The 24,592-nt window shown below is 75.3% G+C and carries 15 protein-coding genes and 1 pseudogene; 9 read left to right on the top strand and 7 right to left on the bottom strand.

Translation table 11 applies throughout. The features are described 5' to 3' along the window. A pseudogene (locus CS2_RS08555) lies at positions 1-737 on the bottom strand (hypothetical protein); the annotation flags it as partial. A 244-nt stretch (positions 738-981) separates the two neighbouring features. Between CS2_RS08555 and CS2_RS08550 the strand changes: the two are divergent. From CS2_RS08550 to CS2_RS08530, 5 genes are all read left to right on the top strand, one after another. Beyond that, complete coding sequence (locus tag CS2_RS08550) at positions 982-1,989, top strand: LCP family protein (RefSeq protein WP_070319650.1); 1,008 nt, start codon at positions 982-984, stop codon at positions 1,987-1,989. A 197-nt stretch (positions 1,990-2,186) separates the two neighbouring features. Beyond that, entirely contained in the window at positions 2,187-4,076 is a 1,890-nt protein-coding gene (locus CS2_RS08545; protein WP_070319649.1) for a CgeB family protein, read from the top strand. Positions 4,077-4,090: 14 nt separating this feature from the next. Then, positions 4,091-5,359 carry a UDP-N-acetyl-D-mannosamine dehydrogenase gene (wecC, locus tag CS2_RS08540; RefSeq protein WP_070319648.1) on the top strand — a complete coding sequence of 423 codons (1,269 nt, stop codon included), beginning with the start codon at positions 4,091-4,093 and terminating at the stop codon, positions 5,357-5,359. Beyond that, positions 5,356-10,323 carry an FkbM family methyltransferase gene (locus tag CS2_RS08535; RefSeq protein ID WP_070319647.1) on the top strand — a complete coding sequence of 1,656 codons (4,968 nt, stop codon included), beginning with the start codon at positions 5,356-5,358 and terminating at the stop codon, positions 10,321-10,323. The genes wecC and CS2_RS08535 overlap by 4 nt, the downstream gene beginning before the upstream one ends. Then, on the top strand, positions 10,320-12,326 hold the full coding sequence (locus tag CS2_RS08530; protein WP_070319646.1) for a DUF6270 domain-containing protein: 2,007 nt from the start codon (positions 10,320-10,322) through the stop codon (positions 12,324-12,326). The genes CS2_RS08535 and CS2_RS08530 overlap by 4 nt, the downstream gene beginning before the upstream one ends. Positions 12,327-12,347: 21 nt before the next feature. Here the strand turns inward: CS2_RS08530 and wecB are convergent, their stop codons facing one another. From wecB to CS2_RS08505, 5 genes are read right to left on the bottom strand one after another with little or no spacing between them, the layout of a single operon-like run. Further along, positions 12,348-13,460 (bottom strand): non-hydrolyzing UDP-N-acetylglucosamine 2-epimerase, encoded by a 1,113-nt coding sequence (gene wecB / locus CS2_RS08525; protein ID WP_070319653.1) that lies wholly within the window; start codon positions 13,458-13,460, stop codon positions 12,348-12,350. Positions 13,461-13,491: 31 nt separating this feature from the next. Next, positions 13,492-14,415, bottom strand: coding sequence for an ABC transporter ATP-binding protein (locus CS2_RS08520; RefSeq protein WP_070319645.1), 924 nt, complete (start codon positions 14,413-14,415; stop codon positions 13,492-13,494). Further along, the gene (locus CS2_RS08515) at positions 14,402-15,364 is read right to left on the bottom strand and encodes an ABC transporter permease (RefSeq protein ID WP_070319644.1); all 963 of its coding nucleotides are present in this window, start codon (positions 15,362-15,364) and stop codon (positions 14,402-14,404) included. The genes CS2_RS08520 and CS2_RS08515 overlap by 14 nt, the downstream gene beginning before the upstream one ends. Then, positions 15,361-17,082 (bottom strand): glycosyltransferase, encoded by a 1,722-nt coding sequence (locus CS2_RS08510; RefSeq protein WP_156442058.1) that lies wholly within the window; start codon positions 17,080-17,082, stop codon positions 15,361-15,363. Before CS2_RS08510 ends, CS2_RS08515 begins: the two co-directional genes overlap by 4 nt. After that, positions 17,079-18,311: a glycosyltransferase family 4 protein gene (locus CS2_RS08505; RefSeq protein ID WP_070319643.1), complete on the bottom strand. Its 1,233-nt coding sequence runs from the start codon at positions 18,309-18,311 to the stop codon at positions 17,079-17,081. The genes CS2_RS08510 and CS2_RS08505 overlap by 4 nt, the downstream gene beginning before the upstream one ends. 142 nt (positions 18,312-18,453) lie before the next feature. Here CS2_RS08505 and CS2_RS08500 point away from each other — a divergent pair, with 142 nt between their 5' ends. Continuing rightward, positions 18,454-19,671, top strand: a complete 1,218-nt coding sequence (locus CS2_RS08500) for a M20 metallopeptidase family protein (RefSeq protein ID WP_082739993.1) — start codon at positions 18,454-18,456, stop codon at positions 19,669-19,671. A gap of 4 nt (positions 19,672-19,675) precedes the next feature. Here the strand turns inward: CS2_RS08500 and CS2_RS08495 are convergent, their stop codons facing one another. Further along, positions 19,676-20,014: a TraR/DksA family transcriptional regulator gene (locus tag CS2_RS08495; protein WP_052748462.1), complete on the bottom strand. Its 339-nt coding sequence runs from the start codon at positions 20,012-20,014 to the stop codon at positions 19,676-19,678. 135 nt (positions 20,015-20,149) lie between these two features. Between CS2_RS08495 and CS2_RS08490 the strand changes: the two genes are divergently transcribed. From CS2_RS08490 to CS2_RS08480, 3 genes are read left to right on the top strand one after another with little or no spacing between them, the layout of a single operon-like run. Beyond that, complete coding sequence (locus tag CS2_RS08490; RefSeq protein ID WP_046530162.1) at positions 20,150-20,533, top strand: cold-shock protein; 384 nt, start codon at positions 20,150-20,152, stop codon at positions 20,531-20,533. A gap of 1 nt (position 20,534) precedes the next feature. After that, entirely contained in the window at positions 20,535-21,557 is a 1,023-nt protein-coding gene (locus tag CS2_RS08485; RefSeq protein WP_070319642.1) for a DUF3027 domain-containing protein, read from the top strand. After that, positions 21,554-24,592, top strand: coding sequence for a sacsin N-terminal ATP-binding-like domain-containing protein (locus tag CS2_RS08480; protein ID WP_070319641.1), 3,039 nt, complete (start codon positions 21,554-21,556; stop codon positions 24,590-24,592). The genes CS2_RS08485 and CS2_RS08480 overlap by 4 nt, the downstream gene beginning before the upstream one ends.

Genomic DNA, 24,592 nt, shown 5'->3' with positions numbered 1-24,592 from the left:
CCCCGCGCCGGGGCGCCGGCCCCGGGCCGCCCGTCGCGGGGCGTCCCGCGGTCGTCCGGCACGGGGCCCGAGCGCGCGGCGGTCCACGCGTCGTGGTCCTGCTGCACCGCCGCGGTGAGCGCGTCGAGCGTCTCGAGGTGCGTGCGCCCCGCGGCGGCCAGGTCGCGCGCGTGGGCCGCGTCGCGCGGTTCCCACGCGCCGGTCAGCCACGCCGACGCGGCGTCCAGCGCCGCGCGCAGCCGGTCGCGTGCGGCGGGGTCCGTCACCTGCCCGTCGGTCTGCGTCCACAGCGCGTCGCTCGCGTCGACCTGCGCGACGAGCGCCGAGAGCACGTCGTCGAGCGACGTCAGGAGGCTGCGCGCGACGAGCGTGGCCGACGGCGTGGGCGTGGGCGTCGGTGACCGGTCGGGCGCCGGGGTCCCGGTCGCCGACGGCGCGGGGCTGCGACCGTTGACGGCGAGCGCGGTGCCGCCGACCCCGAGCGCCGCGACCACGACCGCGGCCACGGCGACCGCTCGGGCACGTCGGCGCCGCGGCGGCGGCAGGACCTCGGCCGACTCCTCGCCGGCCGGGAGCCCGTGCGTGACGCCGCCGGCGGCGCCGTGCGCGGCGGCGGTCGACGGGGCGCCCGCGGCCGGCACGGTCGTGGCGACGGGCTCGACGGTGGGCCAGGAGAACGTGTACGTGGGCTCCGACGGCCCGGGCGCGCCCGTGCCGTCCCCCGTCTCGTCGGCCATGCGCCCAGGATAGGAAGCGACGCCGCGTCGACCCGGCCCGCCGGGCCCGACGTCACCCGCACGGCGCCCCGCCCGACCGGACTTTCGACGCAAAGGACGCGGCGGATGTCGACGTTCGGTGCACGTCGAGCCGGCCGTCGTCGTGCGTTCGTGCCGCCGGTGCGGGCTTCCCTATCCTTCGGGCGTGCCCTCCACCCCGACCCACGCCCGCCACCGCTCCCGATCGCGACGTGCGCTCGTCGTCGTGCTCGTCACAGTCGTCGCCCTCGTCGGCGTCGGCGTCGCCGGGACCTGGGGCGTGCAGAAGTGGCTGGCCTCGCAGGTCGAGCACATCGGCGACCCGTTCGCGGGCATCACGGCCCGCCCGACCCCGCCGGCGCCCACGGGCGGCACCGAGGACGAGGTCGTCGACCACGGCGCGATGAACGTCCTCGTGCTGGGGTCGGACTCCCGGATCTCCGCGGGCGACCCGAACCAGTGGTCGTTCGGCGCGCAGCGCACCGACACGATCATGCTGGTCCACCTGCCCGCGAGCCGCGACGCCGCGTACCTCATGTCGATCCCGCGCGACTCGTGGGTCGACGTGCCGGGCTACGGCGAGCAGAAGATCAACGCCGCGTTCTCCTACGGCGGGCCGTCGCTGCTGATCCAGACGGTCGAGCAGCTCACCGACGTGCGCGTCGACCACTTCGTCGTCACGGACTTCGACTCGTTCGTCGGCATCACCGACGCGCTGGGCGGCGTGCGCATGACGCTCAACCAGGACCTCAAGGTCGGCGACACGGTCGTGCCCGCCGGCAAGCAGCAGCTCCTCACCGGCGAGCAGGCGCTGCGGTTCGTGCGCGAGCGCAAGTCGCTCGCCCGCGGCGACTTCGACCGCGTGCAGCGCCAGCAGGCGTGGGTCCGCGCGATCGTCGCGAAGATGCGCAACGACGGCACGCTCCACAACCCGGTGACGTCCGCGCGCTTCCTCGACGTCGTCAGCCGCTCGGTCGCCACCGACGACGGGCTGGACGAGGCCGTCATGCGCGACCTGCAGGACCGCGCCAAGAACCTCGGGTCGACGGACATGCGGTTCTTCACGGTGCCGTTCACCGGGACGGGCCGCAGCCCCGACGGCGCGCAGAGCATCGTCGTGCTGGACCGCCCCGCGCTCGCGGACCTCATGGCCGCGGTCGCCGCCGACTCGCTGGGCGAGTACCTTGCGGCGCACGAGGCCGACCTGGACATGCTGCCGCCCGTCGTCGAGTGACGCGTCCGGGCGTCGTCCCGCTCCGCGTGGGCGCCTCGGGACCCGCCGGACCGCGACGGCAACCGTTTGCTCCCGGTTCGTCCCGCCGCGGGGCGTGAGGCCGGGCACGGACCTGGGAGACCGTCCAGTTCGGCGGCTATCGTCTCCGGTGCGACACCGCGGCCGGGACGGTGACGGCCGGCGGGGGAGGACGACGAATGGACGCGCGCGCGTGGCGCAGGGCCCTGTGGCACCTGCGGCACGGCGGACCCTCCGCGCTGCGGACCCACCTCGCGCGCGAACGTGCCGGGCGGCCCGGTCCGCGCGGCGTGCGGGCTCGCGTCGACCGCCGGGGACGGCTCACGTACCCCGCGTGGCCCGTGCCGACGGCACCGCTGCGCCGCGCCGACCTGCGCGTGGCGGTCGTGCTCGACGACTTCTCCCGGCTGGCGCTGTCGTACGAGTGGCAGCAGGTCGAGGTGACGCCCGCGGACTGGCGGCACCGGCTCGAGGCCGAGCCGGTGGACCTGCTGTTCGTCGAGTCGGCGTGGGCCGGCAACGGCGGCGCGTGGCGGTACCACCTGACGGGCGCGCAGGGCCCGCGGCCGGCGTTCGTCGAGCTGGTGACGTGGTGCCGCGAGCACGGCGTCCCGACGGTCTTCTGGAACAAGGAGGACCCGGTCCACCACGAGGACTTCCTCGACGCCGCGCGGCTGTTCGACCACGTGCGGACGACGGACGGCGACGTGCTGGACCGGTACCGCGAGGAGCTGGGGCACGACCGCGTGGGCGTGCTGCCGTTCGCGGCGCAGCCCGCGATCCACAACCCGGTGCGCCCGGGCGGGGGCCGGGCCGAGCGTGACGTCGCGTTCGCGGGCATGTGGTTCTCGCACCGGCACCCCGAGCGCCGCGAGCAGCTCGAGACGCTGCTGGGCGGCGCCCTCGACGCGTCGTCCCGCATGACCACGGGGCTGGAGATCTACTCGCGCCAGCTGGACGGCGACGAGCGGTACCAGTTCCCGCCGCCGTTCGACGAACGTGTCGTGGGCTCGCTGGACTACGCGTCGATGCTGACGGCGTACCGCGCCCACAAGGTGTTCCTCAACGTCAACACCGTGGTCGGTTCGCCGACCATGTGCGCGCGCCGCATCTACGAGATCACGGCGTCCGGCACCCCGGTCGTGTCGACGCCGAGCCCCGCGATCGACGGGGTCTTCCCCGCCGACGAGGTCACGCAGGTCGCGGACCGGCGCGAGGCCGAGCTGACGCTGCGGGCCCTGGTGCGCAGCCCCGAGCTGCGCGACCGCCAGGTGCACCGCGCGCAGCGCCGCATCTGGGCGGGCCACACGTACGCGCACCGCGTCGACGAGGTGCTGGGCGCGACGGGCCTCGCGGCGCACCGCGTGACGGCGGCACGGCCCCGCGTGAGCGCGCTGGTCTCGACGAGCCGGCCGCACCAGCTGCCGCACGTGCTGGCGACGCTCGGCGCGCAGCGCGACGTCGACGTGCAGCTCGCGCTGCTCGCGCACGGCTGGGACCTCGACGAGGAGGCCGTGACGCGTGCCGCCGCCGAGGTCGGGCTCACCGACGTCGTGCTCCTGCACGCCGAGGCGACCGTGCCGCTGGGGGAGTGCCTCAACCGCCTGGTCGCGGCGTCGGACGCGCCCGTCGTGGCGAAGGTCGACGACGACGACGTGTACGGCGAGCAGTACCTGGCCGACCAGGTGCACGCGCTCGGGTACTCGGGCGCGGACGTGGTCGGCAAGCAGGCGCACTACGTGTACGTGGGCGGTGCGGACGTGATCGCGTTGCGGCTGCCGGACCGTGAGCACCGGTTCACGCACCTCGTGATGGGCCCGACGATCGTGGCCCGCCGCGAGACCGCGACCGCGGTGCCGTTCCCCGCGCTCGACCGCGGCGAGGACACCGGGTTCCTGGCCGCCGTGCGGCAGGCCGGGGGGTCCGTGTACTCGGCGGACCGGTTCAACTTCGTCCAGGTGCGGCGCGGCGACCCCGCGGCGCACACGTGGACGGTCAGCGACGCCGAGCTCCTGGCCGGTTCCGACGTTCAGGTGGCCGGGTGGGTACCCGGGCACGCGATGGTGTGAGGAGTGGTCGGGGGATGACACCCACGACGGAGGTGCCGGTGCCGACGGTGGCGGTGATCGGCCTGGGGTACATCGGGCTCCCGACCGCCGCCGTGCTGGCGATGCACGGCGCGGACGTGGTCGGCGTCGACGTGAACGCCGCCACGGTCGACGCGGTGAACCGCGGCGAGGTGCCGTTCGTGGAGCCGGACCTGGAGATCGCCGTCTCCGGCGCGGTGGCCCAGGGCCGGCTGCGGGCCGAGACCAAGACCCCCGAGGCCGACGTCTTCATCGTGGCCGTGCCGACCCCGTTCACGGGCGACCACGCGCCCGACCTCGCGTACATCGAGGCCGCGGCGGACGGCATCGCGCCGCGCCTGCGCGGCGGTGAGCTCGTGGTCCTCGAGTCCACGTCCCCGCCCGGGGCGACCCGCCACATGGCCGACCGGATCCTGGCGGCCCGGCCCGACCTGAGCCTCGACGGCACCGACGGCCGACCCGTCCTGCACGTCGCGCACTGCCCCGAGCGCGTGCTGCCCGGGCGGGTCATGATCGAGCTGGTCACCAACGACCGCATCGTCGGCGGCCTCACCGCCGAGGCGGCCGAGCGGGCGAAGGCCCTGTACGCGATGTTCTGCCAGGGCGAGATCATGCTGACCGACGCGGTCACCGCGGAGATGGCCAAGCTCGTCGAGAACTCGTACCGCGACGTCAACATCGCGTTCGCCAACGAGCTGTCGGTGATCGCCGACAAGCTCGGCATCGACGTGTGGGAGCTCATCGAGCTCGCCAACCACCACCCGCGCGTCAACATCCTGCAGCCCGGGCCCGGCGTCGGCGGGCACTGCATCGCCGTCGACCCGTGGTTCATCGTGGACGCCGCCCCGCAGGAGGCGCGCCTCATCCGCACCGCGCGCGAGGTGAACGACGCCAAGCCGGGACTGGTGGTGGAGAAGGTGGTCGAGAAGGCGCGACGGCTGCGGGACCCGCGCGTCGCTGTGCTCGGTCTCGCCTTCAAGCCCGACATCGACGACCTGCGCGAGTCGCCCGCCCGCGCGATCGTCGGTCGTCTCGCCGAGGCGCTCCCCGAGGCGCGCATCGCGGTGGTCGAACCGCACATCGAGCGGCTGCCGCCCGAGCTGGCCGAGCGCGGCAACGTGTCGCTCGAGGCCCTGGGCACCGCGGTGGCGGCGGCTGACGTCGTGGTGCTGCTGGTGGACCACGCGCAGTTCAGGGCCGCCGACGTGCGGGAGCTGCGGATCGCGGAGAAGGTACTCGTCGACACCCGGGGCGTCTGGCGATGACGTCCGAGCGCGCGACGCCCGCCCCCACCGTGGTCGAGCTGACGGTGGACGGTGCGCGCTACCAGGTGTCCGTGCCGGACGCGGCCACGGACTACATCCAGGGCGGGCTCGTCCGCACGGCGACCCCGTACGAGCACGAGATGCTCCGGGACATGGCGTCGAGGCTCGCCGCGGGCGACGTGGTGGTCGACGTCGGCGCGAACATCGGCAACCACGCCCTGTACCTGGCGGCCGTGACCGGGTGCGACGTGGTGGCCTACGAGCCGAACGACCGTCTCACCACGCCTCTGCGCCGCAGCGTCGAGGTCAACGGTCTGTCCGATCGGGTCCGCGTGCGTCCCGTCGCGGTCGGCGAGCGCTCCGGTCGCGCCTCCTTCGCGCGGGAGATGCCCACCAACCTCGGCGGGCAGTCGGTCGAGGCGGACTGCGCCGGGCCCCTGGAGGTGGTGCGTCTCGACGACGAGGACCTCCCCCCGGTCGCGATGGTCAAGATCGACGTCGAGGGCATGGAGCTCGAGGTGCTCGCGGGTGCGGCACGGCTCATCGAGGAGCACCGACCGCTCGTCTACGTCGAGTGCCGGACGCGCGACGACCTCATCCGCATCGACCGATGGGCCGTCGCCCACAGGTACGTCCTGTGCGACGAGTTCAACGCGACCCCGACGTTCCGCCTGGAGCCCGCCGAGCGGCTCAGCGAGGCGGAGCGTCTGGACCGTGCGATCGCCCGAGGACTGCGCGAGCGGTTCGAGGTGTCCGAGCGGCTGGCCGAGACGCGCGCCGGTCTCGAGGAGGTCAACCGCAAGTACCGGTCCCAGGTGGTCGCGGCGAAGGCGCTGCAGACGGCGCTCGACGAGGCGCAGACGCGCATCGAGTCGGGTGCGCAGGAGCGGGTGGCGGTCGACCGTGCGATCGAGGAGATGCGCGCCGAGCGTGAGCAGCTGGTCGCGACCATCGCCGCACTCGAGGAGGAGCGTGACGCCGGGGCGGCCCGGGCGGCGGCGGACCTGGCGGAGCACCGGCGGGCCCTGCACGCTCTGCGCGCGGAGCGGAGCGCCGTCTCCGACCGGCTTCGCCGCGCCGAGGCCGAGGCGCGGGAGCACCGCTCGGCGCTCGCGCGCTCCGAGTCGGCACGCCGGGAGCTCATGGCGCGGCTGCACGAGCTCGCGGCCGAGGTCGCCGCCGTCCGCGCTGACCACGAGCGCACCAGGGAGGAGCTCGCGGTCTCGCAGGCAGACGTCGAGCGCACGGCAGCCGAGCTCGAGGAAGCGCAGGCCGACCTCGTCCGCGCCCGGGCTGAGCGGACGACCGCCGTGTCCGCGCTCCGCTCTCAGGTCGCCGAGCTGCAGACCGAGGTCACCGGCCTGCGCGAGCAGGTCGTGCGGTGGCAGTCGCAGGCTGCGGACCGCGAGCGGGCGCAGCGCGACGAGCGCCGCGCCGCGCAGGAGGTGGAGGTCCTCAACCGGGTGCTGCGCGAGGAGCGGGACCGGCTGGCCGCCGATCTGTCCGCCGCCCGCTCGGACGCGGACGACCAGCGACGACGTGTCGCAGATCTGCGCGCGAGCCTGACCTTCCGGACCGGGAAGGCGATCCGCACGGCGCGGTCCTCCTTCCCGGACGCCCTGCGGCTGCCGCTCACCCTTGCTCGCCTGTCCCGCGGCACCACGGCAGGGCCGCGGGGTCGGGTCCTGGAGATCGCGGCTCCCACCAGCCCGGCCGCTTCCCCGTCGGCGGAGGAGCAGACCCGCCCCGTGCGGGAGCCGGTCGCCGCGGGCGCCGTCGACCGCTCCCGAGGGACGCGACCGCGCGTGGCCGCGATCATGGACGAGTTCACCCGCCTGTCGTTCGCCCCCGAGTGGGACCTCACCGACCTGACCCCGGGTGCGTGGGAGCACGAGCTCGCCGAGTGCGGGCCCGACCTGCTGTTCGTCGAGTCCGCCTGGCGGGGCCGGGACGGCAGCTGGCACAACATGGTGGACCGCGCCGGTGACGAGCTGCGCGGCATCGTCGCCTGGTGCCGGGAACGTGGCGTGCCGACCGTGTTCTGGAACAAGGAGGACCCGGTCCACTACGCCACGTTCCTCAACGCGGCGGGCCTCTTCGACCACGTCTTCACGACCGACATCGACAGGATCGAGCACTACAAGGCAGCGCTCCGCCACGACCGCGTGTGGTTGCTGCCGTTCGCCGTGCAACCGGCCGCGTACCACCCGATCGCGGGCGAGGACCGCCGGGACGCGTTCCTGTTCGCGGGCGCCTACTACCGGCGGTACCCGGAGCGGACGCGGGACCTCGAGAGCTACATGGAGCACCTGCCGCAGCTGCGACCGGTCGACATCTACGACCGGAACCTCGGCGGGACCGACGAGGCGTACATGTTCCCGGACTCCTACCGCGGCTCGATCGTGGGGACGCTCGCGCCCGAGGAGGTACCCGACGCCTACCGCCGGTACCGGTACGCGATCAACCTCAACTCGGTGAAGCAGTCGCAGACGATGCTCGCCCGGCGGATCTTCGAGCTCCTGGCGTCGGGGACGCTCACGGTGAGCAACGACGCGCGCGCTGCGCGCGTCCTCTTCGGCGACCTGGTCGTCACGACCGACTCGGGGCCGGAGGCCGTGCGACGGCTGCGCGAGATCGAGGCCACGGGCACCTCAGACGACATCCGCCTGGGCGCCCTGCGGACCGTGATGCGGCAGCACACGTACGCGGACCGGGCGTCCTACGTCCTGTCGCGCGTCCTCGGACGCCCGTGGACGCCCTGGGCTCCCGCGGTGCACGTCGTCGCCCACGCGACGACCGCGTCCGAGCTCGCGCGGCTCGTGGAGCACCTCGAGCGGCAGCGCTACGACCGGTGGACCGCCACCGTCGCGGTCGGCGCCGGCGTGGACGGCCCCGAGGGGCTGGACAGCCGCATCGCCCTGCTGCCGCTGGACCGGGTCCCGCGCACGCTGGGCGAGGCGGCCGCGGGCGCCGAGGTCATCGCGCCGATGTGGGCGCCCGACTACTACGGAGCCGACTACCTCACCGACCTCGTGCTGGGGTTCCGGTACACGGCGGCGTCCGCTGTCGGCAAGCACCGCCACCACCGCTGGGAGAACGGCGCCGCGGGACTCACGGACGGCGTCGAGTACCAGGCGGTCCAGGACCTCGGCGCGCGACGGTCGCTGGTCCGCGCGCAGGCCGTGGCGTCGACGACGACCGCCGACCTCCTCGCGCTCCTGGTCGCGGACGGCCCGGTGCCGGTCGCGCACCAGGTCGCCCTCGACCGCTTCAGCTACTGCGCCGCACCGGCGGACGACCACGTGGCGGCCCGGTCCGTGGACCCCCGGCCGCCCGCGTCGGGGACGGGGATGGACGAGCTGATCCGCGCGGCCGAGGCGATCCCGCCCGCGGCGGTGGCGGACACGGTCGACGAGATGACGGGGCAGGACCTCGCGGACGCCTTCGCCGGAGCGACGCGTCGCGGCATCGACCTCGACCTCTCGGCGAGCGGCGTCCGCGTCTCCGCGGCGCTCGCCGACGACGTCCACGACTACGTCTACGCCCCGCGCACCATTCCGGTGCCCGCCTCCTGGTCGGACGTCGGTGCCGTCCACGTCGACGCCGGCATCGGGCTCGACCTGCAGGTCGCGCTCGTCTGCTACGACGAGGGCGGCACGCGCCTGGGCTCCACGGTCGTCCGCAGCCACACGAACACGACGATCGACGTGCCGGACGGGACGGCGCAGGTGAAGCTGGGCCTCCGGGTCCGCGGGACCGGGTCCGCGGAGCTGCGCACGATCGCGTGGAGCCACCGGGTCACCGAGCCCACCACCGTGGTCCCACGCGCGTCGGCGCTGGTCGTCACCAACATCTACCCGTCGTACGGCGACCTGTACCGCAACGGGTTCGTGCACTCGCGCGTCCGCGCCTACCGCGACCGGGGGCTCGCGTGCGAGGTGTTCTGCCTGCGCGACGAGAGCGCGATCGCCTACCGCGAGTTCGAGGGCGTCGACGTCACCACGGGGTCGGGCAGGGCGCTCGCGGGGCTCGTGCGCGACGGCGGTCACGAGGCGGTGCTCGTGCACTTCCTCGACCCGCTGATGTGGGACGCGCTCCAGGCGCGGCGACCGGGTACCCGGGTGGTCGTGTGGATCCACGGGGCGGAGGTGCAGCCGTGGTGGCGCCGTTCCTACAACATCACCGACGAGGAGCAGCTGGCGGTCGAGAAGGAGCGCAGCACGCGGCGCCTGGAGTTCTGGCGGTCGGTCTTCGCCGACCCCGGTGACGACGTGCACTTCGTCTTCGTGTCGCGGTACTTCGCGGACGAGGTCATGCAGGACGTCGGAGTCGAGCTTCCGGCTCACCGCTACTCGATCATCCACAACCCGATCGACACCGAGCTGTTCTCCTACCGGCCGAAGGACGTCGAGCTCCGACGCAAGGTGCTGTCCGTCAGGCCCTACGCCTCCCGGAAGTACGCGAACGACCTCGCTGTCGACGCCGTGCTCGCCCTGCGGGACGAGCCAGAGTTCTCCGCGATGACCTTCCGTTTCGTGGGTGACGGACCGCTCTTCGACGAGACGCTCGCACCGCTGCGGGACATGCCGAACGTCACCCTCGAACGGCGGTTCCTCACCCAGCACGAGATCGTCGAGCTGCACAGGCAGCACGGGGTCTTCCTCGTCCCGACGCGGATGGACGCCCAGGGGGTGTCCCGCGACGAGGCCATGGCCTCCGGCCTGGTTCCGGTGACCAACGCCGTCGCGGCTGTCCCCGAGTTCGTCGACGAGGAGTCCGGCGTCCTCGCGCCCGGTGACGACCACGCGGTCATGGCGGCGGGGATGCTGGAGCTCGTCCGCGACCCGGAGCGCTTCTCGCGGATGTCGGCCGCCGCAGCGGCGCGGGTCGAGCGCCAGTCCTCGGCCCGTTCCGTGATCGCCGCCGAGATCGAGCTCATCCGCTCGCGAGGGGAGAGCTCGTGACCCGCGTGGCCATCATCGGAAGCTGTGTCACGCGTGACGCCTTCCGCCCGGAGGACGCCGACGAGTGGGAGATCTCCGCGTACTACGCGCGGTCGTCGCTCGCGAGCGCGATGTCCGAGCCCGCGTTCGTCGGGGTCGACCTCGACGGCATCGACTCGGCCTTCCAACGGCGCATCGTGCAGGCCGACCTGGCGAAGGAGCTCCCCGGATTCCTCGCGGCCGACGACAGCGACCTCATCGTCTACGACCCCGTCGACGAGCGTTTCGACCTGCTGCGGGACCCCGCGTCCGGCGCCGTCTGCACCTACTCGGCGGAGCTGACGCGCGCGGCGCGCATCCCGGAGACCGAACGCATCCGGTCGGGCAGCCCCGAGTTCATGGAGCTCTGGGAAGCGGGTTGGACACGCTTCGTCGAGGCGCTGGACCGTCGCGGACGCCGGTCGGCGCTCCGGGTGAACGCAGCGAGATGGGCCGCTGCGGTCGACGACGGCTCCGACTTGCCGGACGCCTATCCGCCCGCCTTCGTCGCGTCGTCCAACGCCTTTCTCGACCGCCTGTACGCGCGCATGCGTGCCGACCTTGCGCCTGAGCAGTTCATCGAGCCGGGCGAGGACGAGATCGTCGCGTGCCGCGACCACAAGTGGGGGCTGTCGCCCTTCCACTACGTCCCCGGGTTCTACGCCTCGCTCCGTGCGGGTCTGCGGTCCAGCCTCGGCCGGGCGACGCCGCGGCGCTGGGCCTTCGAGGGGTTCGGTGACCGACATGTCGTCGACGTCGTGGACTCCCGCAGGGACGGTGACGTGCTCGACGTGGCGCTGCGTCTGACCGGATGGGCACAGCTGACCTACGTCGCGGTCGGCGTCGTCGTGGGCGGCGTCTACCACCGCCTGATCCTGACGGCGGTCGAGCAGGACCAGGACCTGCGGCTCCATGTCCCGTGCGACCTGCTCGTGGACGCCGCCGGGGGCGGGGCTGCCCAAGGCGACGTCACGGCGGTCCGCCTCTACGTGTCCGGCGTCCCCGGGCCCGCCGGTGCGCACCTCGACGTCGCTCGCGCGGAGCTTGCCGACGCGACGACCGTGTCGCAGGACGAGGGAGTCCTGCGCGTGCACGGATGGCACCGTCGGTACCAGCTCCCGATCGCCGAGAGCACGACGGTGGACGAGTTCACGCCCGCGCCCGGTCTCGTGGCCCTCTACCCCGTGGACGTGGCGGACATGCGGCTGTGGACGCTGGCGGGGCGTCGCCGCGGACGGCGGCTCGCCGTCGGGTTCCACGGTGCGGCGGACCGGTCGACCACGGAGTACCCGGACTTCGAGCGCGTGACCTCTCGCAAGGAGGCGCCGTGGTCCTTCCTGCTGCTGTGCGACGCCACGCTGGTCCAGGACGCCGAGATGGGGCTGGGGTGGTTCCTCGGGTCGGCTGAGACGGACCTGATCGATGTCGTCGAACAGCTCACGGCGCGCATGGCCCGTCTGACCGGGGCGTCCGAGGTCGCCGTGACGGGGGGCAGCGGCGGTGGCTTCGCGGCCCTGCAGCTCTCGGGCCGGATGCCGCGCTCGATCGCACTGGTCTTCGCCCCCCAGACGGTGCTGTGGCGCTACCACGAGGACGACTGGGCGCGGGCTTCGGCCGCGGTGTTCGGGCACGGCGATCCCACGGCCGACCTGCGGATCCAGGAGCGTGCGAGCGTGATCCCTCGCTACCTCAGAGGCACGACGAACCTCGTGGACTACGTCATCAACCAGGGCGACACGCACCACGTCGTGGAGCACTGCGCCCCGTTCGCCGGTCTGTTCGGGCTCGACGCACGCGGGGGCCGGTCACGCGACGGGCGGGTGCAGATCCTCCCGATCGATCTGGGCGACGGGCACCTGCCCGTGCCTCGGGAGCTGTTCGAGGACCGCTTGGTCCGCGCGTTCGAGCGGCTTGAGGCCACGCCCCGGCAGGACGGCGGCCCCGACCTGTCCGAGGACCTGTGGAGGGCAACGGCGGCCCGTTGACCTGTCGCGCGGGTCAGGGCCTCAGCGCTGCCCGCTCCTGACGACCGACTCGATCGCCGCACGGCTCGCCAGCGCCGCCGTCCCGTCCCCGTACGGGTTCTCGGCGGTCGCCATCGCGGCGTGCGCGCTCGTGTCGCGCAGCAGCGTGGTGACCTCCGCGACGATCGTCTCCTCGTCCGTGCCGACGAGCCGTACCGTGCCGGCGGCGACGGCCTCGGGGCGCTCGGTGGTGTCGCGCATGACCAGCACGGGCGTCCCGAGGCTCGGGGCCTCCTCCTGGACGCCGCCCGAGTCGGAGAGGATCACGTGCGCCTCGGCCATGAGCCGCGCGAACTCCCCGTAGGGCAGCGGCTCGGTGACCAGGACGTTGGGCAGGCCGTCGAGCGCGGGCAGGATGGCCTCGCGCACCACGGGGTTGCGGTGGGCGGGCAGCACGACGAGCAGGTCCTCGTGCTCGCGGGCGATCCGCGCCACGGCGCGGCCGACGCCCTGCATGGCGTCGCCCCAGTTCTCGCGGCGGTGCGTGGTGACGAGCAGCAGGCGGCGGCCGTCGGCGACGGCACGCGCGAGGGCCGGGTCGGTGAAGGGCACCTGCCGCTCGACGGCGGTGAGCAGCGCGTCGATCACGGTGTTCCCGGTGATGACGACGTCGTCCTCCGCGACGCCCTCGCGGAGCAGGTTGTCGCGGCTGACTCCGGTCGGCGCGAGGTGAAGCGCCGCGATCTGCGACGTGATCTTCCGGTTCCCCTCCTCGGGGAACGGCGACGCGAGGTCGCCCGAGCGCAGCCCGGCCTCGAGGTGCACCACGGGGACCTGCCGGTAGAACGCGGCGAGCGCGGCGGCGGTCGAGGTGGTGGTGTCGCCCTGCACGACGACGGCGTCGGGCCGCTCGGCGGCGAGGATCGGGTCGAGGCCGTCGAGGACGCGGCTGAAGATCTGCGCGAGGGTCTGGCCGTGGCTCATGACGTCGAGGTCGTGGTCGGGCGTGATCTCGAAGAGCGCGTTGACCTGGTCGAGCATCTCGCGGTGCTGACCCGTGACCACCACGACGCCGTCGAGGTCGTCGCTCGCCTCGATCGCCTTGACCAGCGGGGCGCACTTGATGGCCTCGGGTCGGGTGCCGTAGACGGTCATGATGCGGGGTCGCACGGGGCGTTCTCCTGGGTCAGCGGGCACGGACGTGCCGGGGTGGTGCGGTCGGGTCGTACAGGTCGGTGACGCGCACGGCCGTGTCGTGGCCCTCGCGGAACGCGTCGTCGAGCAGGCTCGAGGCCTTCTCGTCCTCGCCCTTGGCGAGGTTCCACGCCCACCAGCGGTACTTCTGCGCGACGGCGTACGCGTCGCCCTCCATGACGAGGTGGCCCTTGTGCAGCCAGACGGCGCGCGTGCAGGTCTCCTCGATGGTCTTGGCGGCGTGCGACACGAGGAACGTGCAGCCCGCGGAGGCGCGCAGCCGGTCCATGCGGTCCTGCGACCGCTCGCGGAACGCGGCGTCGCCGGTGGCGAGGGCCTCGTCGATGAGCAGGATCTTGGGGTTGGCCGCGGCGGCGATCGCGAACTTGAGTCGCGCGCCCATGCCCGACGAGTACGTCTTCATGGGGTGGTGGATCTGCGGGCCCAGCCCGGACAGCTCGACGATGTCCCGGTACGCGGCCGCGGCCTGCTCGGGCGTCATGCCCATGGCCAGGCAGCCGAGCCGCACGTTCTGCTGGCCCGTGAGCTCGGGGACCATCGCGGCGTTGACGCCCAGCAGCACGGGCTGGGTGCGCGCGAGCACCTGGCCGCGGATGGGGCGCTCGAGTCCCGCGATGACCCGCAGCAGCGTGCTCTTGCCCGAGCCGTTGAGGCCGACGACGCCGATCGCGTCACCGGACCGTGCGACGAGCGACACCCCGGCCAGCGCGCGCACGGCGACGTTCGCCTGCCGGCCGATGAGCCGGTTGACGACCCGCAGCGGCCGGGGGACGTCGCGGGCGGCGGACGTGTCGGACGACGGCGTGCGGTAGCGCACGTGCACGTCGTCGACCGCGACCTGTACGGGCGTGAGCGCGGTGACGGCCGACGTGACGGGTCCGCTAGACGGAGCCATACGACTCCTCCCCGCGCCAGAACACGACGGTGCCGACCAGCAGGAGGCCGACGGCCCAGCAGGCGACGATCGTCCACGCCTGCCACGGCGGCGTGACGCCGTACAGCAGGCAGTCCCGCGTGATCTCCAGCACCCGGTACATCGGGTTGAGCTGCACCAGCTCGAGCACCTGCGGGTGCGAGATGAACCGGTCGAACGAGAAGAACACGGCCGACCCGTACAGCCAGAACCGCATGGCGAGCCCGATGACGTGGTTGAGGTCGGGGACACGGGTCGTCGCCCGCGCCGCGAGCAGCGCGAGGCCGAGGTTCATCGCGATCTGCAGCACCAGGACGAGGGGCACGAGCAGCCACCGCCAGCTGATCTCCTGCAGCGGCGTCGACCAGTCCTCGCCGGCACCAGGGCGGGTCAGCAGCACGAGGAGGGCCATCGTGACGAACGCCGGCACGAAGCTCAGCGTCTCGCGCGCGACGGTCGCGATCGGCAGCGCGGCCCGGGGGAACGAGAACGACTTCACGAGCGACCGGGCCGCGATGACCGACCGTGCACCACCCGTCACCGACCGGGTCGTGAACCCGAACATGAAGACGCCGATGATGAGGTACCCGATGAAGTTGTCGATGCCCCGGCTCGACCGCAGCAGCAGCCCGAAGATCACGAGGTACACGGCGGCGTCGAGCAGCGGGTTCAGCACGAGCCACACCTGCCCCAGCAGGTTGCCGCTCGTGCCGCTGATGACCTTGGCGCGCGCGTCCGCGACGATGAAGTGCCGGCGCTGCCACAGCAGCCGCAGGTAGTCGCCCAGCGCGGGCCGGTCGGCGACGGGGTGCAGCGCGGTGCCGTCGACCGGCTCGACCCGCACGGGGCGCCTGCCCTCGCGGGAGAGCAGCGGTTTGGTGAACCGGGGGACGTCGGGCAGCGGGTCGGTGCTCGGCGGGGCCGTGGTCATGCCGCGAGCTCCTCGTAGAGGGCGCGGTAGCGCGCGCCGGCGGCGGCCCACGTGCGCCCCGCGGCGAACTCGCGGCCCGCGGCGCCGAGCCGTGCGGCGAGCGCGTCGTCGCCCGCGAGGCGCTCGAGGGCGTCGGCCCACGCCGTCGCGTCGTCCGGCGCCGCCAGCAGACCCGCACCGGGCGCCGCGACGACCTCGGCCAGCGCGGGCAGGTCGCTCGCGACGACGGGACGCCCCAGGGCCATCGCCTGCATGGGCTTGAGCGGCACGACCGTGCGCGTCACCGCGGTGTCGCGGCGGGGGACGGCGAACGCGTCGAGCGCCTCGTACCAGGACGTCGCCGCGCCCGGCGGGACGCGCCCGGGCAGCACGACGTGCTCCGTGAGACCCAGCTCCTGGACCCTGCGCTCGACCGCGGGGCGCGCGACGCCGTCACCGACGACCGCCGCTCGCGCGTCCACCCCCCGGTCGCGCAGCCGCGCGACCGCGTCCACCAGCGTGACGATCCCTTCGTAGTCCACCAGGCTCGTCACCGTGCCCACCCAGAACCCGGAGGTGGGGAGCCCCAACGCACGGCGCGCCTCGACCGAGGATACGTGGCGGCCCAGCAGGGCCGTGTCGACGCTGTTGGGCACCACCGTGATCCGTGCGGCGTCGACGCCGCGCGCCACGAGGTCGTCACGGACGGTCGCGCCCAGCACCACGACGTGGTCCGCCGCGGACGCCAGCTCGGCCTCGCGGGCGCGCAGCATCGCGTGCCGCCGGCTCGCGCGGGCGGCGTCGCGCAACGCGGGCGTCGGGAACGACGCGGCCCACGTGTCCTCGAGCAGGCCGCGCACCTCGTACACCCACGGCACCCCCAGCGCGGCGGCGACGGCCTGCGTGACCAGGGCGTTCGTGTAGTTGGTGGTCGTGTGCAGCACGGTCGGCCCCCAGCGGGCCGCGACCTGTGCGAGCGCGTGCGCGTGCTGCTCGAGCCGGGCGCCGGGGGTCCGGGCCGTCGCCCAGGGCAGCAGGCGTCGGTACTCCACGTCGTCGACCACGTCGACGTCCCGCGCGCCCACGAGGCCGACCGACACCGGGTACCCGATCCGGGTGGCGGCCAGGACGTCGACCCCCGCCGCGGCCTGCGCCCGCAGCACCGCGTGGCTGCGCAGCGCGTACCCGCTGGCGGTGTGCGGCAGCGAGTTCACCAGCACGTGCAGCGCCCGGGGTGCCCCGTCGGGTGCCGGTCGGGTCGGCGGGACCGTGGGCGTCGGCAGCCGGAGCCCCGGCGTCATGAGGTCGCGCTCGGACGCGAGCCGGCGCCCGAGCGCGGTGCCCTGCGCGAGCCGGACCGCGTCGTCCACGCGGCCCTCGCGCCACGCGCGCCGGGCCGCCGTCGCGCCGCGCGCCCCCGGGTCGGGCACGTCGAGCTCGACCGCGACCTCCGCCAGCACGCGACGCCCCGCCCGGCCGCCGGGGGCGGCGAGCGCCGCGGCGACGTGCGTGCGCGCGACGTCCCGGTGCCCCGTCAACCACGCCGCGAGCCCCAGCCGGGCGTCGCGCCGCGGCTCCCGGGCCCCGCGCCGCAGCAGCACCGCCGCGCGCCGTGCGAGCGACCGCGGCGCCCGGCGGCTCGCCTGGACCACCAGCAGGGCCGGGTCCTCCACGAGCATGGCCGCAGCGGTGGTCACGCCCAGCACCGCGTGCCGCGCGAGCTCGGTCGCGCGCGTCACGTCGTCAACCCCCCGAGCAGCTCGAGGTAGTGCGCGGCGAGCCGGTCGTGGTCCGCGTTGTCGAGCACCCAGCGCCGGCCCCGCAGGCCCACGTCGAGGCGTGCACGGTCCTCCGCGAGCCGGGTCCACAGGTCCGCGAGGGCCGCCGGGTCCTGCGGCGCGACGACGTCGCCCGCGTCGGACTCGGTGACGATCCGCGCCGCCTCGCCGGCGATCGACGCGGTGACGTGCCGGCCGACCGCGAGCGCCTCGTACAGCTTGGACGGCACGGTCCACTCGAACGGGCCCCAGTCCCGCAGGGACACGAGCGAGGTGTCGGCCCACGCGTAGTGGGCGCGCACGTCGCCCTGCGGGACGCGCCCCACGAACTGCACGGGCGCGCCGAGGCGACGCGCCGTGTCGTAGAGGTACGCCTCGTCCGCGCCCGTGCCGACGACGCGCATCACGAGGTCGACGCCGCGCTCGCGGACCACGTCGGCCGCCTTGACCGCGGCGGCCAGGCCCTGGCTGCGGCCGAGCGTGCCCAGGTAGAGGACGCGGAGCGAGCCCGCGGGGCCGACGGCCGGCGGCAGCGGGTCGAGGTGCGCGACCGACGTGCCGTTGCGCACCACCTCGACGCGGCGCGCACCGCGCTCGCGCAGCACCTCCGCGAACGACACCGTGGTGGTCACGACCGCGTCGGCGCGCCGCTGCAGGTGCGTCATGGCACGGTGCGCGGCCGTCGTCGCGAGCGCGCGCCGGCCCCGTCCGTGGCCCGGGCCGAGCATGCCGCTCGATCCGATGAGGTCGGGCCACGCGTCGCGCATCTCGACGACCACGGGCCGCCGCAGCAGCCGCGCCACGGCCATGCCGGCGGGGATCGACGGCAGCCCGGGGGCGGTGGCGATCACGACGTCGGGGCGGTCGCGGCGCCCGGCGTACCGCGCCACGGCCCGCACCAGCGAGTCCGTCGCGGCGACGGCCTGGTCGACCGACCTGCTGACGAGGCGGTGGTCGTGGGTGCGGAACCGCACGCGGACGACCGTCTCGCCGTGCTGGCCCCGGGTCACGGTGCCGACCCGGTCGTGCGGGGCGAGGTCGCCGGCGCGACCGCTGGGGTAGTGCGGCGGGGGAGCGAGCACCGTGACGCGGTGGCCGGCGTCGACGAACCGCCGGACGAACGCCGACCAGCGGCGCTGCGGGGCACCCGTCTCCGGCGCGTAGTGGTGGGTCACGAGGAGCACGTGCACGCCTCGATCAACCCCTTCAGCTGTCTTCACACGTCGGCACATCGTCTTCGCCGGACCTTCACGGTACCCAACGCAACGTTTGCCACCGCACGCCCTCCGTCCCGCGGGACGCGGCCGCGCCGCGCTGTGGCAGGGTGACCGCATGGCGCTCGACGACCGGACCCTGACGGCCCTCCGTGACGACGCGACCCGGGAGCTGCCGCGCACCGCCGCGCTGCGCCACGCGCTGCACCGCGTGCCCGAGACGGGGCTCGACCTGCCCGCGACGCAGCGCCTCGTGCTCGACGCGCTCGCGGACCTCGACCTCGAGGTGACGACGGGGCGGTCGCTGAGCTCGGTGACGGCCGTGCTGCGCGGCGCGCGTCCCGGTCCGACGGTGCTGCTGCGCGGCGACATGGACGGCCTGCCCGTCACGGAGGACACGGGCGAGGACTTCACGTCGCAGCACGCGGGCGTCATGCACGCGTGCGGGCACGACCTGCACGTCGCGGGCCTGGTCGCCGCGGCGCGGCTGCTGGCGGCGCGGCGCGACGAGATCGCGGGGTCGGTCGTGCTGATGTTCCAGCCGGGCGAGGAGGGACACCACGGCGCGCGCCTCATGATCGAGGAGGGCGTGCTCGACGCGTCGGGCGAGCGCGCGGTCGCCGCGTACGGCGTGCACGTCATGTCCGCGGGCATCCCCACGGGCGTCGTCGCGTGCCGGCCGGGCACGTTCATGGCCGCGTCCGACACGGTGCGGGTCACGGTGCACGGCCGCGGCGGCCACGGCTCCAAGCCCTACCTGGCGGCCGACCCGGTGCCCGTCGCGGCCGAGGTCGTGCTGGCGCTGCAGGCGATGGTGACCCGGCAGTTCGACGTCTTCGACCCGGTGGTGGTGACGGTCGGGCGGATCGCCGCGGGGACGAAGGACAACGTCATCCCGGACGACGCCCACCTCGACGCGACCGTCCGCACGTTCAGCGAGGCCACCCACGCGGCGGTGCCGGAGCGGCTCGCGCGGGTCGTCGAGCACGTCGCCGCGGCGCACGGCATGACGGCGACGGTCGACTACCGGCGCGGCTACCCGGTGACCGTGAACCACGCTCCCGAGGTCGACCGCGCGCGCCGCCTCACCCGGCAGATGATGGGGGAGGCCGGCTGGGTGGACGCGCGCGACCCGGTGCCGGGCGCCGAGGACTTCTCCTACGTGCTGCAGGAGGTGCCGGGCGCGTTCGTGTTCGTCGGCGCCACGCCGCCCGGCGAGGACCCCGCGGCCGCGGCCTACAACCACTCGCCGCGCGCCCGGTTCGCCGACGAGGCGCTCGTGACCGGCCCCGCGGTGCTGGCCGCGCTCGCGCTGGACCGGCTCGCGGAGGGCTGACGCCTCACGCGTGCGCGACGCACGTCGTGGCGGTCGGGCGGGCGGTCAGGCGTGCGTCGTCGATCGGCTCGCCGCCCACGGCGCACGTCCCGTACGTGCCCGCGGCGACGCGCGCGAGCGCCGCGTCGACCTCCTCGAGCCGGCGCCGGGCGTCGGCGGCGAGCGCCTCGAGCTGTGCGCGCTCGAACGCGATCGTCGCGCCCTCGGGGTCGTGCTCGTCGTCGACGTTCGCGCCGCGCGCGGCGTCGACGACGTCCCCGTGCGCCTCGCCGAGCGCCGCGAGCCGCGCGAGCGCGTCGGCGCGCAGCTCCGCCAGCAGGGCCCGTGCGCGTCCGTCGTCCACGCCCAGCAGTCCACACCGCCGCCGCCGCGGGCGCGCGCCGGGGCGGACGGACGCGAAACGACGTGCACGGCCCGGTAACCTGGACGGTGGTCCTCGGAATGCCCCGTGGACGTGCCCGGCGCAAGAGGAGCGGCAGTGCCCACCGGCAAGGTCAAGTGGTTCGACACCGAGCGTGGCTTCGGCTTCATCGCCGACGACGACGGCGGCGAGGTCTTCCTGCACGCGTCCGCGCTGCCCGCAGGCGTCACGGCGCCCAAGCCCGGCACCAAGGTCGAGTTCGGCGTGGCCGACGGGCGCCGCGGCCCGCAGGCGCTGTCCGTGACGTTCCTCGACCCGGTCCCGTCCGTGGTCAAGGCCAAGCGGGCGCCCGCCGACGAGATGGCCGTCGTCGTCGAGGACCTCATCAAGGTGCTCGACAAGGTCGGCAACGACCTGCGACGCGGCCGCTACCCGGAGGGGCAGCGCGCGACCCAGTACGCGACGCTCCTGCGGGCCGTCGCGGACAAGCTCGAGGCCTGACGTGGCAGCCGTCAAGGACGCCGTCCTCGAGCGGGCCGTGGACCTCGCGCGCGAGGTCGCGGTCGAGATCGCGGAGGAGCCCGAGCACGTCGGCGAGTACCTCGGTGCCGTGCGCGAGGCCGAGCGGCTCGTGTCGCACCGGTTCGCGTGCACCGCGCGCGGGTACCGCGGCTGGGCGTGGACCGTCACGGTCGCGCGCGTGCCGCGCGGCCGCACCGCGACCGTGTGCGAGGCCGAGCTGCTGCCGGGCGAGGACGCGATCCTCGCGCGCACGTGGGTGCCGTGGTCCGAGCGTCTGCGCCCGGGCGACATCGGCCCCGGGGACGTGCTGCCGTTCCGCCCCGACGACCCGCGCCTCGAGCCCGGGTTCACGCCCACGGGCGACCCCGAGGTCGACGAGGTCGCGATCGACGAGCTCGCGCTGGCGCGCGTGCGCGTGCTCTCGCCGCAGGGACGCGACGAGGCCGCTGAGCGCTGGTACCGCGGGTCGCGCGGCCCGACGGCCCCGGGGGCCGTCGCGTCGAGCGCCGCGTGCATGACGTGCGGGTTCCTGGTGCCGCTGCAGGGCTCGCTCGGGACGCTGTTCGGCGTGTGCGCCAACGAGTGGTCGCCGGACGACGGCAAGGTCGTGAGCCTCGACCACGGGTGCGGTGCGCACTCCGAGACCGACGTCGACCCCGCGCCGACCGAGTGGCCCGCGCCGGACCCGCTGCTCGACGAGAACGCGGTCGAGGTCGTCGCGGTCGAGCCGTCCGCGGCCGCCGAGGCGCCGCCCGTCGACGCACCGGCGGACGAGCCGAGCAGCGACGCACCGACGGCCGAGGTGACGACGACCGAGGTGCCGGCGGCTGAGGTGCCGGCGGCTGAGGTGCCGGCGGCTGAGGTGCCGGCGGCCGAGGTGACGACGACCGAGGTGCCGGCGGCCGGCGAGCCCGCCCCGGAGCCGCAGGCCGAGGAACCCGCGTCCGAGCAGGCCGCGGACGGTCCGTCGGACGACGCCGAGCGCACCCCCGACGGGCCGTGACCGCCGACGTCTTCGGCACGGCCGCGCTGCGCGGCGCGGTGCTGGAGGCGTGGCGGGCGTCGCCCGCGCGGCTGCGCGAGGACGCCAACGGCGAGGAGGACCACGCCCGCGCGTACTACCGCGACCGGGTCGTGGTCGAGCTCGCGCAGAACGCGGCCGACGCCGCGACGCGCGCCGGGACGCCGGGCCGGCTGCTGCTGCGCCTCGCGCACGGCGACGACGGCAGCCCCGTGCTGGTGGCCGCGAACACGGGCGCGCCGCTCGACGCCCCCGGGGTCGCGTCGCTCGCGTCGCTGCGTGCGTCGGCCAAGCGCGGCACCAGCACGCGCGAGGTCGGGCGGTTCGGCGTCGGGTTCGCGGCCGTGCGCGCGGTCGCCGACGAGGTGGTGGTCTGCTCGACGACGGGCGCGGTCCGGTTCGCGCTGGCCGACACGCGCGTCGAGCTCGAGCGGGTCGCCGCGCACGAGGCCGCCGAGGGTCGTGGCGAGCTGGCCGACGAGGTCCGCCGGCGCGACGGCTCGCTGCCGGCGCTGCGCCTGCCGTGGCCGACCGAGGGGCGCCCGCCCGCGGGCTACGACACGGCGGTCGTCCTGACGCTGCGCGACGAGGTCGCGCACGACGAGGTCCGTGCGCTGCTGGCGGCGGTCGACGACGTCCTGCTGCTCGCGCTGCCGGGGCTCGTCGAGGTCGTCGTCGAGGTCGAGGACGCCGCGCCGCGCCGGCTCGCGGACGTCGAGCGCCGCTGGGACGTCCTCACCGCGGAGGGCGAGCTGCCGCTCGCGCTGGTCGCCGACCGGCCCGTCGAGGAGCGGTCCGCCCGCACGTGGCGCGTCACGTGGGCGCTGCCGCGCGCGGGTGCCTCCCTGCCGGGGGTCGTGCACGCGCCGACGCCGACCGACGAGCCGTGCTCGCTGCCGGCGCTGCTGGTCGCGACCCTGCCGCTCGACCCGTCGCGGCGGCACGTCACGGCCGGCGCCCTCACGGACGCGCTGCTCGACCACGCCGCCGCCGCGTACGCCGACCTGGCCGGCCGGGTCGCGGCGTCCGGCGCCGACCCGACGGGCCTGGTGCCAACGGGGCTGGCGTCGGGTGCGCTCGACGCGGCGCTGCGCCGACGGGTGCTCGCCGCGTTGGCGCGCACGCCGCTGCTGGTGCCGGCGGACCCCGACGACCCGCTGGTCGCGCCGATGCGCGCGACGACGGTGCGGGACCTGCCGGACGGGCCGGCGGTCGCGGCGCTGGGGCTGCTGGTCGCGGGGCTGGTCCGCCTGCCGCCCGGCCCGGCGGCGGCCGCGGCGGCCCGTGCGCTGGGGGTCGAGGAGCGCACCCTCGCCGAGGTGGTCGACGAGCTGCCCACGGGCGCCGCGGTCGACTGGGCGGCCCTGTACGACGCGCTCGACGCGGTGGCGCACGACGCCGCGGCCCGGGAGGGCCTCGCGGCGCTGCCCGTGCCCCTGGTCGACGGCCGCGTGGTCCGCGGGCCGCGGGGCGTCGTCGTGCTGGACGCGGACGTCGCCGCGCTGCCGCTCGCGACGCTCGACGCCCTGGGCGACTGGGGGCTGCGCGCGGCGGACCCGCGGGTCGCGCGTCCGCTGCTGCTGCGGCTGGGTGCCGAGCGCGTCGACGCGCACGCGCTGCTGCGTCACCCGGTGCTGCGCGCGGCGGTGCTGGGGCAGGCCGACGACGACGACCTGGACCACGCGGCGCAGGTCACGGCCGCCGTGCTCGACGTCGTCGCGGCAGCCGGGACGGTGCCGGACGACGCGGCGGCCTGGCTCGGGCTGCTGACGCTCACGGCCGCGGACGGTGCCGCGGCGCCCGCGCACGGGCTCGTGCTGCCCGGTGGACGCGCCGCGGACCTGCTGGACGACCGCGTGCTCGCCCCGGTGGCCGTCGAGGCCCTCGACCGCTGGTCGCGCGAGGTGCTGACGGCCGTCGGGGTGCGCGACGACCTCGCCGTGACGACCGTGCCGGACGTCGTCGCGGGCGTCGCGCCCGACGAGGACGCGGACGACCCGGGCGCGCTCGCGGCCGCCTCGTTGGACGGCTGGGACGCGTACGTGCTGCGGCTCGCGGCGGTGCTGGGGCCGGGGGCGGCGTGCGGCGACGTCGCGGCGGTCGCCGACCTGGACGCCGTGGCCGACGACCGCTGGGACGCGCTGCTCGCGCACGTCGCGCGTACGCCGGCGCTGCGGGTCGCGCTCGTGACGCCGGTGCGTGGCGAGGGCTCGGGCGCGAGCGCCGACTCGTACACGGCGTGGTGGCTGCGCACGCGGGCGGGGCTGCCGCTGCCTGCGGTGTTCGCCCTGCCGGGGGCGCACGGCCTGCCGGCGGCGCTCGTGCCGCCCGCACCGGCCGTGCTGGACGGCCTGGACGCGGGTGTGCTGCGCGCGCTGGGCGGCGTCGCCTCGCTCGCCGAGGTCCCGGCCGTCGGGTGGTCGGCGCTGCTCGAGCGGCTCGGTCCGCCGGGCACCGTCGTGCCGCTCGAGGTCGCCGCCGGGCTGTGGCGTGCGTGGGCGACGGGCGCGGGGCCGGGCGAGGCGCCGGGTGCCGTCGTCGCGCTCACGGCGCCGGGCGTCGCGGAGGTGGTCGAGGACGCGGTCGTGGCCGACGACCCGCGCTGGTGGCAGCGCGCGTCCGACGCGGTGCCGGTGGTGCCCGTCCCGCCGTCGGGGCCGGACGGCGTGCGCCCGGGCGCCGGTGCGGTCGCGGACCTGCTGGACCTGCCGCTCGCCGCCGACGAGCTCGACGCCGACGTCGCGGACGACGGCGAGCCCGAGGACGTGCCGGACGCCGTGCTCGCGCTGCTGCCCGGTGCGCCGGTGCGCTGGTGGCGGCACGACGACCTGCTGGTCGGCGGCGACGCGGTCGACTGGTGGGTGGACGACGACGGCGACGTGCACGCCGTGCACGTCGCGGGGCTCGCGGCGGGGCTCGCGTGGGCGGCCGGCCGGTGGGGTGCGCGCGGCGCGCTCGAGCACCTGCTGGGGGACCCGGACGACGGGTCCGCGGCGCTCGACGTGGTGCTGGGCTGA

Origin of the sequence: Cellulomonas iranensis NBRC 101100 = JCM 18110 (assembly GCF_001552375.1) — a bacterium.
Taxonomy (GTDB): domain Bacteria; phylum Actinomycetota; class Actinomycetes; order Actinomycetales; family Cellulomonadaceae; genus Cellulomonas; species Cellulomonas iranensis.
Note: the sequence above shows the minus strand (reverse complement) of the source record. Positions and strands in the feature narration are given on the sequence as shown.